The 13,761-nt window shown below is 66.6% G+C and carries 11 protein-coding genes; 6 read left to right on the top strand and 5 right to left on the bottom strand.

The genetic code is table 11. From position 1 onward, the window contains the following. Nucleotides 1-730 (top strand): SbcC/MukB-like Walker B domain-containing protein (locus MTR65_RS14110; protein WP_243801261.1); only part of this gene is annotated, 730 nt, incomplete at its 5' end. Between the two features lie 87 nt (nucleotides 731-817). On the opposite strand, the gene MTR65_RS14105 is transcribed toward MTR65_RS14110, so the two are convergent. Together MTR65_RS14105 and MTR65_RS14100 are read right to left on the bottom strand one after the other, a co-directional pair. After that, entirely contained in the window at nucleotides 818-1,255 is a 438-nt protein-coding gene (locus MTR65_RS14105) for an FKBP-type peptidyl-prolyl cis-trans isomerase (RefSeq protein ID WP_039392589.1), read from the bottom strand. 211 nt (nucleotides 1,256-1,466) lie between these two features. Then, entirely contained in the window at nucleotides 1,467-2,195 is a 729-nt protein-coding gene (locus MTR65_RS14100) for an arylesterase (RefSeq protein WP_243801259.1), read from the bottom strand. A 50-nt stretch (nucleotides 2,196-2,245) separates the two neighbouring features. On the opposite strand from MTR65_RS14100, the gene MTR65_RS14095 reads away from it, so the two are divergent. Both MTR65_RS14095 and MTR65_RS14090 read left to right on the top strand, forming a co-directional pair. After that, a complete protein-coding gene (locus MTR65_RS14095) occupies nucleotides 2,246-2,995 on the top strand; it encodes an ABC transporter ATP-binding protein (RefSeq protein WP_243801256.1) in 750 nt (249 codons plus the stop codon). A 7-nt stretch (nucleotides 2,996-3,002) separates the two neighbouring features. Further along, nucleotides 3,003-5,531 (top strand): ABC transporter permease, encoded by a 2,529-nt coding sequence (locus MTR65_RS14090; RefSeq protein ID WP_243801254.1) that lies wholly within the window; start codon nucleotides 3,003-3,005, stop codon nucleotides 5,529-5,531. A 62-nt stretch (nucleotides 5,532-5,593) separates the two neighbouring features. Here MTR65_RS14090 and MTR65_RS14085 read toward each other — a convergent pair whose 3' ends face one another. After that, nucleotides 5,594-6,076 (bottom strand): RDD family protein, encoded by a 483-nt coding sequence (locus MTR65_RS14085; protein ID WP_226638352.1) that lies wholly within the window; start codon nucleotides 6,074-6,076, stop codon nucleotides 5,594-5,596. Between the two features lie 263 nt (nucleotides 6,077-6,339). Between MTR65_RS14085 and typA the strand changes: the two genes are divergently transcribed. The 3 genes from typA (at nucleotide 6,340) to MTR65_RS14070 (ending at nucleotide 11,722) form a co-directional block, all read left to right on the top strand. After that, complete coding sequence (gene typA / locus MTR65_RS14080) at nucleotides 6,340-8,172, top strand: translational GTPase TypA (protein ID WP_243801252.1); 1,833 nt, start codon at nucleotides 6,340-6,342, stop codon at nucleotides 8,170-8,172. A gap of 289 nt (nucleotides 8,173-8,461) precedes the next feature. Continuing rightward, a complete protein-coding gene (locus MTR65_RS14075) occupies nucleotides 8,462-9,382 on the top strand; it encodes a LysR family transcriptional regulator (RefSeq protein ID WP_243801250.1) in 921 nt (306 codons plus the stop codon). Nucleotides 9,383-9,733: 351 nt separating this feature from the next. After that, complete coding sequence (locus MTR65_RS14070) at nucleotides 9,734-11,722, top strand: TonB-dependent receptor domain-containing protein (RefSeq protein ID WP_243801247.1); 1,989 nt, start codon at nucleotides 9,734-9,736, stop codon at nucleotides 11,720-11,722. Between the two features lie 164 nt (nucleotides 11,723-11,886). Here the strand turns inward: MTR65_RS14070 and MTR65_RS14065 are convergent, their stop codons facing one another. Both MTR65_RS14065 and MTR65_RS14060 read right to left on the bottom strand, forming a co-directional pair. Beyond that, nucleotides 11,887-13,119 carry a glycosyltransferase family 4 protein gene (locus tag MTR65_RS14065; RefSeq protein ID WP_243801245.1) on the bottom strand — a complete coding sequence of 411 codons (1,233 nt, stop codon included), beginning with the start codon at nucleotides 13,117-13,119 and terminating at the stop codon, nucleotides 11,887-11,889. An 85-nt stretch (nucleotides 13,120-13,204) separates the two neighbouring features. After that, a complete protein-coding gene (locus tag MTR65_RS14060) occupies nucleotides 13,205-13,759 on the bottom strand; it encodes a polysaccharide biosynthesis/export family protein (RefSeq protein ID WP_243801242.1) in 555 nt (184 codons plus the stop codon). Nucleotides 13,760-13,761: the final 2 nt, after the last annotated feature.

Below are 13,761 nucleotides of genomic sequence, written 5' to 3'. Positions count from 1 at the left end.
CCCGGCGATGGACCGCCTCTTCACCGAAAGCGCGGGCGGACGGCGGCGTTTTCTCGACCGTCTGGTGCTGGCCCTTCGCCCCGCGCACGCAGGCCACGCCGCGCGGCTGGAGAACGCGGTGCGCGAACGCAACCGTATGCTCGCCGATCCGCGCACGCCCGACCCCTGGTGGCTCGATGCGATCGAACTCCAGATCGCCGAGGCGGGAAGCGCCGTCGCGCAGGCCCGCGCGGATCTTATTGCCCAGCTGGACGCGGTCCTCGCCGCGCTCCCCGACGCGCCCTTTGCAAGGCCCGCCCTCATCTACCGCCCCGGTGGCCCGATTGCGGCCGAAGCGCTGGCCGAAGCCTTGCGCGAAAGCCGCCCGCGCGAACGCGCGGCCCAGCGCACGCTGACCGGCCCCCACCGCGACGAGCTGGAAGTCATCATGGCCGCCAAGAACCAGCCCGCCGCGGACTGCTCGACCGGGGAGCAGAAGGCCATGCTCATCGCTCTTGTCCTGGCCCACTCGCACCTTCTCGAAAGCGGCGGCGAGACGCGCCCGCGCCTGCTGCTGCTGGACGAGGTCGCGGCGCATCTCGACCCGGTGCGGCGCGAGGCGCTGTTCGACCGCCTTCGCACGGGCTCCGCCCAGGTCTGGCTGACCGGCACCGAGACCGCGCCGTTCGGACCGATCCTGGAGGAAGCCGCCGTCTGGCACGTGCGCGAAGGCACCGCGACACGGATGTAACCCTGCCCGGACACGAAAAAGGCCCGCCCGGCGCTCCCTTGCGGGGAGGCCGAAGCGGGCCTTTTCAACCGGCAAAGCCGGATCGGATCAGGCGGCGGCCTTGATCTCGACCAGGGTCAGACCGAAGTGCAGGTCCTCGCCCGCGAGCGGGTGGTTGCCGTCGACCTTGACCGCCTCTTCACCGATCTCGGTGATGACGAGGTTGACGGTCGAGCCGTCCTGCTGGCGTGCGGCAAGCTCCATGCCGATCTGCGGCTCGGGCTCGGCGGGCAGGTTGCTGCGCGGGATCTCGACGATCATTTCCTCGCGGCGCGGGCCGAACGCATCGGCAGCAGCGATGGTCACCGACTGCTCCGAGCCCACTTCCATGCCGATCAGCGCAGCTTCCACCTGCGGGAAGATTTCCGAACCGCCGATGGTGACCGTCTGCGGGCCTTCCTGCTGGGTGCTGCCGACAACCTGACCGGCATCGGTGCGAACTTCAAAGTTGATGAGCACGGTATCGCCGCTCTTTGCGCTCTGCATAGGTATTCCTTCGGGATAATTCGTTCCGACGCGCCGTGCCCTCCAGGCCCCCCGCGCATCGCTCGTTCGGCGGCGTCAAACACGCGCCAGCTTGGCCCCAAGAGTCGCAGACCTGTGCCTGCGCGTCAACCGAAGTGGCCGGACGGCGCCCCGGGGCGCCTCTTGGGATAGGCTATCTGGGGCCTACCTCCCGATCTTCAAGCGATCTTTTTCAGCCGCCTTCCGCCGTGTCCTCATCCTCGTCCTCGACCGGAGGCAGCGCCCGCGTGACGTCGTCGAGCGTGGCGCTGACGATGGCATCGACGCCAAGCGCGGTGGGATGAACATGATCGTCCTGCATGAGGTCGGGCTTGTCGATCACCGACTGGAGAAAGAAAGGCACCAGCGTCACGCCCTCCTCCTGCGCGATCTGCGGGTAGATGGGGTTGAACTGCTCGGCATAGTCCATGCCCAGGTTGGGCGCGGCTAGCATGCCCAGAAGCACCACCTCTATATTGTCAGCCTTCAGGCGCGCGACGATCTCTTCGAGGTTCCTGCGGGTCTCCTCGGGGGGAAGCGAGCGCAACATGTCGTTGCCGCCCAGACTGATGATGACGAGCTCGGGCCTTTGCGGCTGGCTTTCCAGCGTGAAGTCGAGCCGCGCGAGGCCGGCCGCCGTCGTATCGCCCGAAACGCCCGCGTTGGTGATCCGCGCGTTCACGCCGTGCGCGCGCAGCGCCTGCTCCAGCCGCTCCGGATAGCTTTCGCCATCGTCCAGACCATATCCCGCCAGCAGCGAATCCCCGAAAGCGAGAATCCGCCGTTCCGGCCCCATCACCGGCATGGCCACGCCGACATCGCCCACCACCGCACTCGACGGAGCCGAGCTTGGCGCGGGATCGCCGCAGGCCGAAAGCAGGACGAGGGGCAGCAGCGGAACCACGAAATTCAGACGGCGCAAGGACTTCTCCATATTCGGCGGGCTTGTGAAATGCGTAAATCTCCCCCCATATGGGAGCCGTGACCCGATCTTCCCACTCCCCGTCCGACAATTCCCCCGCCCCCTCGCCCGCGATCCACGCGCGGGACTTGCGCCTGACGCTGGGCCAGAGTGCGAGCGCGGTCGAGATCCTCAAGGGCATCGACCTCACCGTTCCTGTGGGCCAGACGCTGGCACTGCTGGGCCCCTCGGGCTCGGGCAAATCCTCGCTGATGTCGGTCCTCTCCGGCCTTGAGCGCGCAAGTTCCGGGGCGCTGCAGGTCGCAGGTGCCGATTTTGCCGGGATGGAGGAGGACCAGCTCGCCCGGGCCCGTCGCGGGCGTATCGGCATCGTCCTCCAGGCCTTTCACCTACTGCCCACGATGACCGCGCTCGAGAACGTCGCAACCCCGCTCGAACTCGCCGGGATCAGCGATGCCCACGAACGCGCCGAAGCCGAACTGACCGCGGTCGGCCTTGGCCACCGCCTCCGCCACTACCCGGCCCAGCTTTCGGGCGGCGAACAGCAGCGCGTAGCGATTGCCCGCGCGCTGGCGCCCCGCCCCACTCTCGTCTTCGCCGACGAACCCACCGGCAACCTTGACCAGGCGACGGGTGAGAGCATCGTCGAACTGCTCTTCGCACGCCGGGCGGAAGCCGGGGCGACGCTCGTCATCATCACCCATGACGCCAGCCTCGCGCAGCGCTGCGAACGCATCGTCACCATTGGCGACGGCGTCATCGCCCACGACAGCTTGCCCGCGTCCGCGCCCGATGTCTGAGCCCGCTATGTCTGAGCAAGCGCTGCCCTGGGCCACCGCCTGGAAGATCGCCCGGCGCGACCTTCACGCCCGCTTCAAGGGCCTGCGCCTGCTCCTCGTCTGCCTGTTTCTGGGTGTCGGCGCGCTCGCCGCCATCGGCACGCTGACCGGCTCGATCGAGCGCGAGTTGACCAGCCGGGGCCGCGAGGTGCTGGGCGGCGACATTGAACTGCGCATGTGGCAGCGCGGCTTGACCGAGCCAGAACGCACAGCCCTGCACGAACTCGGCACCGTGTCGGAAGGCACCCGCATGCAGGCGATTGCCCGCAAGGGCGATCTCACCGCGCCCGTGGCCCTCAAGGCCGTGGACGCGAACTGGCCCCTTTACGGAACGCTGGCCCTTGCCGATGGCCGCGACGTGGGCGCGCCGCCCTCAGGAACCTCATGGATCGCGCGCGGCACGGCGGCTCGACTTGGTCTTGAAGTCGGCGACAGCTTCTCGCTCGGCGGAGAGACGGTTCGGGTCGGCGGGATCATTGCCAGCGACCCCGAGCAGCTTTCCGAAGGCTTCGCGCTGGGCGACCTCGCCATCGCGGCCGCCGACCTGCCGGCCAAGGCCAACCTCACCGCGCCCGGTGCCATGTACCGAAGCGCCGTTCGCGTGCGCTTCGATGCGCCCTCACGCGACGCTGAGACGACCGCCGAGGCCCTCACCGACACCTTTGGCGAGGACGCCTTCGAGGTCCGCACCCACGAAGCCGCCTCCCCCTCCACCGCACGCTTCGTCGAGCGCATGGGACAGTTCCTGATCCTCGTCGGCCTTGCCGCGCTGGTCATCGCCGGGATCGGCATCGGCGGCGGGGTCTCGTCCTACCTCGAGGCCCGGCGCTCCTCGATCGCCACCTTGAAGGTCCTTGGGGCCACCAGCCGCGACATCGCACGCATCTATCTCCTGCAGGTGGGCAGCGCGGCGCTAGCTGGAAGCCTTGCCGGACTTGTCGCAGGGATAGCGGTCACCCCGCTTCTCGCCCGGGCGCTCGGCGATCTGCTCCCGGTCGATACCGGCACCACGATTGCCCCGGCCGCGCTTGCAACAGCGGCCGCCTACGGCCTGCTTGTCGCGCTGATCTTTGCCGCGCCCCCGCTGGCGCGCGCGCGCAGTTTCCCGGCCATGGCGCTGATGCGGGCGGGCGTCTCCCCCTTGCGCGCGAACCTGCGCACACTTGCGCTTCCCGTGGGCCTTGGCCTTGCCGCCATCGTTGCGCTCGCGCTTGTCAACGCCGCGCAGCCGATGGTGACGCTGGGCTTCCTCGCAGGATCGGCGCTGCTCCTTGGCCTCCTCGCAGCGCTGGGCCTTGGCATCCGCAAGCTGGCCACTCGCCTGCCGCGTCCCGGCGATCCGATCCTGCGCGCCGGACTTGCCAACCTCTCGCGTCCCGGCGCACAGACGGGCGCGCTTGTCACCGCGCTGGGCTTCGGGCTTTCCGCCTTCGTCCTGATCGCCGCGATCCAGACCAGCCTTGATGGCAACATGCGCACCGCGCTCCCCGACCGCGCGCCCGACTACTTCGTGCTCGACATCCCCAAGGCCGGAGCCGAGGATTTCCGCGCCACCGTCGAACGTACGCTGCCCGGCTCCAGCGTCCGGATCGTGCCCAACCTGCGCGGCCGGGTGATCGCCTATGGCCCCAGAGACGCGATGACCCGCGTCGCCGATCTCGACGAGCGCCCTGAGGGTGCCTGGGCGCTGCGCGGCGAGCGCGGCCTCACCTATGCCGAAACGGTCCCGGAGGGGAGCACGGTGACGTCGGGGCAATGGTGGGCAGCCAATTACTCGGGCGAACCGCTCGTCTCGATCGACGAGGAATTTGCAGAGGCCGTGGGCCTCAAGGTAGGCGATTACCTCACCGTCAGCCTGCTCGGTGTCGAGCGCACCGCGCGAATCGCCGCGCTGCGCCGGATCGACTGGGACACGATGGGTTTCAACTTCGTGATGGTCTTCTCGCCCAACACGCTGGCCGATGCCCCGCATAACCTTGCCGCCACCATCGAGACCGGGGGTGAAGGCACCGCACGCGATTTCCTCCCGGTCCTGGCCCGTGAATTTCCTTCGAGTTCGGTGATCGAGACCGGCTCGCTGCTGACCGAGGCGCGGGGCATCCTCGACCAGATGACACTGGCGATCCTGGCCGCGGCCTCGGTCGCGGTGCTGGCGGGCCTTGCCGTGCTCCTGGGCGCGATTGCCGCCGCACGCGCCAGCCGGACCTACGACAACGTGATCCTGCGCGTGCTGGGCGCAAGCCGCCGCCAGCTCCTTGTCCTCCAGATCGTGGAGTACGGCGCGCTCGCACTGGTGCTGGGCCTTGTCGCGCTGGCGTTGGGAAGCGCGATGGCCTGGGCGGTCATCACCCAGCTCTTCGAGTTCGAATGGCTTCCCGACTGGCCGCGCATCCTCGCCGTCCTCGCCGCCGGGCTGGTCCTTGTCCTCGCCTTTGCGCTGGGCGGCTCGCTGCCGCAGCTGCGCGCCCGGCCTGCCCGCGCCCTACGCGAGCTCTAGATGCGAAAAGGGGCAAGGGCGCCATGCCCCTGCCCCCTTTTTCAGGTGCGCAGTGTTTCGCCTCAGGCGAAGACGTCGGCGCCTTCGGCAACTTCACGCGGGTCGCGGGTCTTGTAGACCAGCGTGCTCGCGATCATGTCGTGCAGGCCCTGCTTGCGCTGGGTGAAGGCGACCATGATGTAGCCGATGAGCAGGATCAGGCCCGACAGGATCTTGGCGAAGTAGCGCCCGGTCGCCCGTCCAAAGCTGATGCGCTGGCCATTGAGATCGGTCACGACCAGCCCGATCGCGAGCTTGCCCACCGTCGCCTGCATCTTGGAGCTTTCCAGAAGCGCGAAGTAGAGCCACTGCGCCACGAAACTGATCAGAACCGAAGCGGCCACCATCGGGCCCATGATCAGATCCTCGTTGCCGCCCATCAGCGCGGCGTTGAAGCCCACACCCAGCCCCAGGAAGCCGGTCACGATGGAAAGGGCGATCTGCAACAGGATCGCATCGATGAAATAGGCGAGAACCCGCCACCAAAAACCGCCGTACGGCACCATAAGAGCCCCTCTCTTTTCTCAGATGACCGATTTCAAACATCGGCCAGATGACCAATTCGTCCCACGTACGGCGCAAATTTTCAAAGATTTTCGAGTGACTTTCCACCAATTCGATGCCCCCAAGGCATCGGGCTGCCCCAGTTCACTGTGCAAGGGCCGGACCCAAGATAGCTTGCCGCCATGCAACATTTCCGTTAAGGGCGCGCGGATTTTGCAGGCAATCGTGCCCCGCAATGCGCCCCTCTTATTTTGAAGGCCTCCGCATGTCCGCCCCGCTTCCCTTGCGCAATATCGCAATCATTGCGCACGTCGACCACGGCAAGACCACCCTCGTCGACCAGCTCTTCCGCCAGTCCGGTACCTTCCGTGACAACCAGCGCGTCGAGGAGCGCGCCATGGACTCGAACGACCTCGAGAAGGAACGCGGGATCACGATTCTCGCCAAGCCGACCTCGATCGAGTGGGAAGGCCTGCGCATCAACATCGTCGACACCCCGGGCCACGCCGACTTCGGCGCCGAGGTGGAGCGCATCCTCTCGATGGTCGACGGCGTTGTGCTGCTCGTCGACAGCTCGGAAGGCGCGATGCCGCAGACCAAGTTCGTGACCGGCAAGGCGCTGGGCCTGGGCCTCAAGCCCATCGTCGTCGTCAACAAGATCGACCGTCCCGACGGCCGCGCCGACGAAGTGCTCAACGAAGTCTTCGACCTCTTCGTCAGCCTCGATGCCAACGACGAACAGCTCGACTTCCCCGTCCTCTACGCCTCGGGCCGCAACGGCTACGCAAGCGATGACATCGAAGCGCGCGAAGGCACGCTGGAGCCGCTGTTCAAGCTCATCCGCGACCACGTCCCGGCCCCCGACCTCGACGTCGACGCGCCCTTCTCGTTCCTCGCAACGCTGCTCGACCGCGACAACTTCATGGGCCGCGTCCTCACCGGCCGCGTCCAGTCGGGCATCGTCAAGATGAACGACCCGATCCGCGCCATGGACCGCCAGGGCAATGTCATCGAGACCGGCCGCGCATCCAAGCTGATGACCTTCCGTGGCCTTGACCGCGTCCCCGTCGAGGAAGCGCGCGCAGGCGACATCATCGCACTTGCCGGCCTTGAAAAGGCCACCGTCGCGCACACCATCGCCGATCCCTCGGTGACCGAACCCATCCAGTCGCAGCCGATCGACCCGCCGACGCTCGCCATGCGCTTCTCGGTCAACGACAGCCCGCTCGCGGGCCGCGAAGGCGACAAGGTCACCAGCCGCCTGATCCGTGACCGCCTGATGCGCGAAGCGGAAACCAACGTCGCCATCCGCGTCACCGAGAGCGAGGACAAGGACAGCTTCGAGGTTGCCGGTCGCGGCGAACTTCAGCTGGGCGTCGTCATCGAGACCATGCGCCGCGAAGGCTTCGAGCTGGGCATCTCGCGTCCGCGCGTGCTGTTCAAGGAAGACGAGAACGGCGCGCGCACCGAGCCGTACGAAACCGTCGTGATCGACGTGGACGACGAGCACTCGGGCACGGTCGTCGAGAAGATGCAGCGCCGCAAGGCCGAGCTGACCGACATGCGTCCCTCGGGCATGGGCAAGACCCGCATCACCTTCTCGGCCCCCTCGCGCGGCCTCATCGGCTACCACGGCGAGTTCCTTTCGGACACGCGCGGCACCGGCATCATGAACCGCCTTTTCGAGAAGTACGGTCCCTACAAGGGCCAGATCGAAGGCCGCCTCAACGGCGTTCTCATCTCGAACGGCAGTGGTGAAGCCAACGCCTACGCGCTCAACAACCTGGAAGACCGCGGCATCCTGTTCGTGGCCCCCCAGGAAAAGCTCTACGAGGGCATGGTGATCGGCGAGAACGCCAAGCCGGACGACCTCGAAGTGAACCCGATGAAGGCCAAGCAGCTGAGCAACGTGCGTTCGTCGGGCAAGGACGACGCGATCCGCCTTACCCCGCCCAAGGTCATGACGCTCGAGCAGGCCATTGCCTACATCGACGACGATGAAATGGTCGAAGTGACGCCGCAGTCGATCCGCCTGCGCAAGGTCTACCTCGACCCCAACGAGCGCAAGCGCATGAGCCGCAAGAAGGCCGACGCGTAAAGCCAGCCCTTGCGAGCCCACCGGCGCTTCGTGCGCCGGTCCGCTTGGAAAAACCCCCGCCCGCACCTGCTGCGCGGCGGGGGTTTTTCGTTGGGGCAGCTGATTCGCGCGTCCTGTCCGCCTTCCCCCGGAGTCGCGGTGAAGGAGCACCCGCACGCCCTGGATTCCGCCAAACCGGGCCACTGCCATCCACCCGACATGGCGCGGCCGTTTCGGAACCATTTCCAGCCTGTAAATTCCGGCAGAGTGCCCTTGCGCCAGGGTAGGAATGACTTGCATTAGCAGGATCATGCTCTCGCCCCACCTACCCCCAAACCAGCTCCTGGTGCTGGCCTACCTGCTCAAGACCCGCAGCGTCAGCACGACCGCGCTCATGCTGGGGATGAGCCAGCCCAGTGTCAGCCGGGCCCTCGCCCGCCTGCGCGAGGTGCTCAAGGACCCGCTCCTGGTGCGCTCGGGCAACCAGATGGCCCGCACCTGGCGCGGCGAGGAACTTGTCGACCGCCTGACCGACTGGGTGGCCGCTACCACCAGCCTCCTCGACGAGGCCGACTTCGATCCGGCCCGGCTCGAACGGCGCTTCCGCATCGCGACCACCGACTTCGGCGTGCAATCCGCCTGCCTGCCCGCCATGGCGCGCCTGCGCAGGGCCGCGCCCTCGCTCGCGCTTGACCTGCAGCCACTTGGCCACGCTTCGCACCGCCAGCTCGCGCATGGCGAGATCGACCTTGCCATCTCGGGCCTCGACCACGATCCCGAACAGGTGCACCGCGAACTTCTCTTCACCGACCACTTCGTCTGCGTGACCCGCAAGGACCACCCGCTCGCGCGCCATGGCGAGGGGCCGGTGCCGCTGGGCGAATTCCTCGCCCATCCGCACCTTGGCCTCACCGTCAGCGATGCGGAACTCGACCGTGTCTCGACCGCCCTGGGCGAAGCGGTGCGCCACCGCAAGGTCATGCTGAGCGTGCCCTACTTCGCTCTCGCCCCTGACCTCCTGCTGGCCGGAGACCTCGTCACGGTCGTCCCTTCACGCCTTGTCCATGACTGCCCCCGCCGCGACGAACTCGCCGTTCTCGATGCTCCCGAAGGTCTCGGCCCTTTCCCCTACTGGCTCTTGTGGCATGAGCGCAGCCGCAACGATCCCGGCTCGATCTGGCTGCGCGAACAGCTGCTGACCGCGAACGCGGAGCCAGTCCCCGAGGATTGAGGGCGCGTACGAACAAAGGAATAGGCGGAAAGAGGAAGTGCGATCCCAGGGGTCATCACCCCTTGCCCCCGAACCTGGTGACGTCCCCCCTTTGGACCAAGGTGGCGCACCTGAGGTGAGGACACCGGTATGGGGAGCCAGAGGGTTATGGCCCTCGGACCACCACTTTCAATTGTCAGCGTCTTCGGCACGGCGGGAAACCATTCTCCCACCCCGCGTCGCGATCAAGGCTCCTTGCGCTATCCACACCTGAATAAGACCTATTCGCATTTGATCGTTGCGAGTGCGTCGCAGTAGTGCAAGAGCGCAACACGCGAACAATTCGCAATATCAAGCATGGTGATAACGAACGTGAAGAAGCCGATCAGTGCGCTGCGCCTCAGCGCCGCAATGTGTGGGATTGCAGCGAGCCTTGTCGCCCTTCCGGCCGTGGCCGATGACGCGGCCGACATCGGCGATCCCGGCCAGATCGTCGTCACCGCATCGACCCGCGCGCAGGAGGTGAAGGACGCCCCGGCCTCGATCAGCGTGATCACGCGCGACGACATCGACCGCCTTCCCTACCGCGAGGTCACCGACGCGCTGCTCGAAGTGCCCGGCGTCACGGTAACCACGGGCGAAGGCAATAGCCGCGACATCTCGATCCGCGGCATGTCCCCGCAGTACACGCTGATCCTCGTCGACGGGAAGCGCCTGAGCGCGCGCGAATCGCGCACCAACGGCGGCTCGATCTCCGAAGGTGGCCTCCTCCCCCCGCTGGAATCGATCGAACGTATCGAAGTCGTGCGCGGGCCCATGTCCTCGCTTTACGGCTCGGACGCGATGGGCGGCGTCGTCAACGTCATCACCCGCGCCATTGCCGACACCTGGTCGGGCAGTCTGCGCGCCAACGGCACGATGCAGTTCTCCGACAAGTTCGGCAACTTCGGCGATGCCAACTTCTACCTCTCGGGCCCTGTCACCAAGGGCGTCGGGCTCCAGGTCCAGGGCTCGCTCAACCGCCGCTCGGAAGACAGCGTGATCGGCGGCACCCCGGAGCGCCGCGACGAGAGTCTGGCCGGCAAGATCGGCTTCGAGGCCGGCCCCGACCACCGCTTCCTTGTCGAGGGAGGCTATTACAGCCAGCAGACCCTTTCCACGGTCGGCAAGTCGGTCGAGGCCAACCGCGGCACGGAGGACCCGGATGGCACGATCTACGCCATGACCCAGCGCCGCTACGTCGGTTCGGTCAGCCACCACGGCGACTGGGGCTTTGCCAGCGACGACACCTACGTCCAGTACGAGGACGCCAAGCACGTCGAGGGCCAGAAGCGAATCCGCAACACCGTCGCGCAATCGATCTGGGCGATCCCGCTGCCATCCAACAACCTGACGCTGGGCGGTTTCTACCGCAACGAGGACATGACCGACCTCACCAGCAACGGCCTCTCCGGTTCCAGCCGCACCGGCGCCTCGCGCACCAACTGGGCGCTCTTTGCCGAGAACGAGCTGGAAATCTCGGGCAGCCTCCACCTCACCGGCGGCCTGCGCCTCGACGATGACCAGCAGTACGGCACGCACTGGACCCCGCGCCTCTACGCGGTGTGGAATGCCACGCCCGAAATCACCTTCAAGGGCGGGTACTCGCAGGGCTTCCGGGCGCCGAACCTGCGCCAGACCCTCGTCGACTGGGGGCAGAACAGCCGCGGTGGGACGATCTACGGCAACCCCGATCTGGAGGCCGAGACTTCGCGCACGTTCGAGGCCGTCGCCATGCTCGACAGCGGCCCGCTCGAAGCCAGCGTCACGGCCTACGACACCAAGTTCCATGACCGCATAACCCGCATCACCTGCTCGCAGGCCTCCGCCTGGTGTATCGACGAGCCGCTGAGCTCGATTGGCCGTCCTCCCACGACCTACGTCAACATCGACGAGGCCCGCGTGCGCGGCATCGAGGTCACGCTGAACCTGCGCCTGACGCCGACACTGCGCCTGACCACCAGCGGCACGCTCACGGATTCCGAACAGCTCACTGGCGACAATGCGGGCCGCGCACTCAACGACACGCCCAAGGAGCAGGCCTCCGCCTCGCTCAACTGGCGCCCGGACGAGCGCCTGAGCGCCTACGCCCGCGCCATCTATCGCGGCAAGGAAGCGGTCACGGAAGCGCAGATCAGCGGCACGAACGTCTTTGCCGCCTCCTACACCACGGTCGACATCGGCGGGACCTACCGCATTTCTCCCGAATTCAGCCTGCACGGCGGCATCCAGAACCTCTTCGACAAGCGGCTCGACTACGACACCTCGGGTTACGTGATCGATCCGGCGCGCCTGTGGCTGGGTGTGACGGCGCGCTTCTGAGAAGGGAGAGCCGGGAAAAGGCAAAAAGCCTGCAAGGCGTCGCCCCCTATTCGGCCTCCTCACCTCTCTTACCAAAGGCGGCTTGCCTGAGGTAAGGTCGACAGTCCGGGGAGCCCGAGGGCGTTGGCCCTCGGATCCTCCTTCCTGGCTGCTCGGCCCCAAGTTCAGCCTTGCATGGCGGTTCCGAAGTCCCAAGATTCCCGCAAGACCTGTCCATAGTGATCCAGTACAGCGTCCGCCCAGCTTTCCGGGCTGTGGCACAAGTCGCGGTAATGCGCCCGGCCAGCTTCGGAAAATTCGCGCGCAAGCGCATCGTCGGCATGCAGTTTCGCGATGCCTGCGGCGAACTGCGTGATATCCGCCGTATCCAGCGCGAGGCCAAGTCCGGCCTCTGCGATCTCCGGTCCCACCAATGCCCGCTCGCTGACGATGACGGGCAGGCCCGAGCCGATCGCCTCAAGCGCGACGAGACCGAATGGCTCCGACCAACGACTGGGCATGACCGCCACACGCGCCTCGGCCATGGCCTTTGCCACGCCTTCGCGATCGAGCCGCCCGAGGAAGCGCGCGCCGGGATGAAGAGCCCGCAAAGCCCCCTCATCGGCACCTTCGCCCACAAACGTGATCGGCACGCCCGCCTCCTTCGCCGCTAAAGCGGCGAGATCCGCGCCCTTCTCCCGCGAAATTCGTCCGACGAAGAGAACCCCGCGGTTGGCTTCGGCCCGCACGCGCGCCTTGCAGGGCGGGGTCACCGGATTGCGAACAGCATGAAGCCTGTCTTCGGGCCATCCCCCCTGTTGGAACAGCCGCGTCTGGCCGGGATGGATCAGCAGCATCCGGGCCGCGTTCGAGGCTCCATCCAGCCAGTGTCGCCGCAGCGCCTCACGCCCGACACGCCAGAGCTTCTGCGCCTGCGAATTCTTGTCACAGCGGCGCACGAGACACGCCCGCGACAGGGGCTTCAACTCGCAATCGCGCTCCTCCCGGTAATCGAAGAACCCTCCATTGGGGCACGAATTGAAATAGTCGTGCGCGTGAAGGACAAGACGCCGCGCGACCGGCTTCAGGGCCGCGAACACGGAAGGAGAGAGGACCTTGGACCAGCCGTGCAGATGATAGATCGTGCCGGGCGTGTCGTACATCGCGATCCACTCCCGAACGCTGCGCAGCACTGCCGGATTGTGAAGCCCCAGCGTCAAGGCACCAAGCCGGGATCGCGCCAGCAAGTCCTTTCCACCCAAAGGCACGAAGGCGACATCCTCACGCGTGAAGTGGGCGCCCCTATCCCCGGCAATGAAGGTGACCGGAATGCCCCGCGCCCGCAATTGCCCGATCAGCACCTGCACCAGGTGGGATGCCCCACCCAGCACTTCGCTAAAATCGTGCAGAACGACCACTCGCTCGGGCCTCACTCCCACGCCGCGTCCTCCTCCCGGAAAGAAATCCTGCGCCGACTTCAGGCAGGTGTCCAGCCTTCGCATCTCAGAAGTAGCGCGCACCGATACGCACCGTGTCTCCCGGCATTACCGCCGCCGCGCTGGTCAGCGCGTAGGCCGTTTCCTCCCCTTCCAGCGCGTGCCGGATGTAGACCACCTTTTCGTTGGCACGATAGGTAAAGCCTCCCGCCTTTGCGACCAGAGCATGGACCGACATGCGCTGGGCATAGCCATATTCACCGGGCCGGGTCACCTCGCCGAGGATGAAGACCGGGCGGTATTCGGCCATCGTGAGATTGACCCTGGCATCGCGGACGTACCCCCCGGCGAGCAGGGCCTCCAGTTCGGCGCGCGCCTGTGCGACGGTCTTGCCCGTGACCGGAAAGTCCCCCGCCATGGGCAGCGTGATGGCGCCCGCATCGTTCACCACGTAATCCCCGCTAAGTGTTTCCTCGCGGAAGACTTCAAGGTGCAGCTGATCCCCCGGAGAGAGGCGGTATTCCACCACTCCCACGCTCGGAAGTTCCCGGCTGACCTGCGCACCACATCCTGAAAGCGCCAGAAGGCCCAGCGCCATCCCCAAACGAAAACGAAACTGCATGA

Origin of the sequence: Novosphingobium mangrovi, assembly GCF_022818885.1 — a bacterium.
Classification (GTDB): domain Bacteria; phylum Pseudomonadota; class Alphaproteobacteria; order Sphingomonadales; family Sphingomonadaceae; genus Novosphingobium; species Novosphingobium mangrovi.
Note: the sequence above shows the minus strand (reverse complement) of the source record. Positions and strands in the feature narration are given on the sequence as shown.

Coding starts and splice junctions, on each gene's coding strand:
- MTR65_RS14090 (WP_243801254.1), top strand. CDS start 3,003: ATGTCTGAGCAAGCGCTGCCCTGGGCCACCGCCTGGAAGATCGCCCGG.
- MTR65_RS14075 (WP_243801250.1), top strand. CDS start 8,462: ATGCTCTCGCCCCACCTACCCCCAAACCAGCTCCTGGTGCTGGCCTAC.
- typA (WP_243801252.1), top strand. CDS start 6,340: ATGTCCGCCCCGCTTCCCTTGCGCAATATCGCAATCATTGCGCACGTC.
- MTR65_RS14105 (WP_039392589.1), bottom strand. CDS start 1,255: ATGCAGAGCGCAAAGAGCGGCGATACCGTGCTCATCAACTTTGAAGTT.
- MTR65_RS14095 (WP_243801256.1), top strand. CDS start 2,246: ATGGGAGCCGTGACCCGATCTTCCCACTCCCCGTCCGACAATTCCCCC.
- MTR65_RS14085 (WP_226638352.1), bottom strand. CDS start 6,076: ATGGTGCCGTACGGCGGTTTTTGGTGGCGGGTTCTCGCCTATTTCATC.
- MTR65_RS14060 (WP_243801242.1), bottom strand. CDS start 13,759: ATGCAGTTTCGTTTTCGTTTGGGGATGGCGCTGGGCCTTCTGGCGCTT.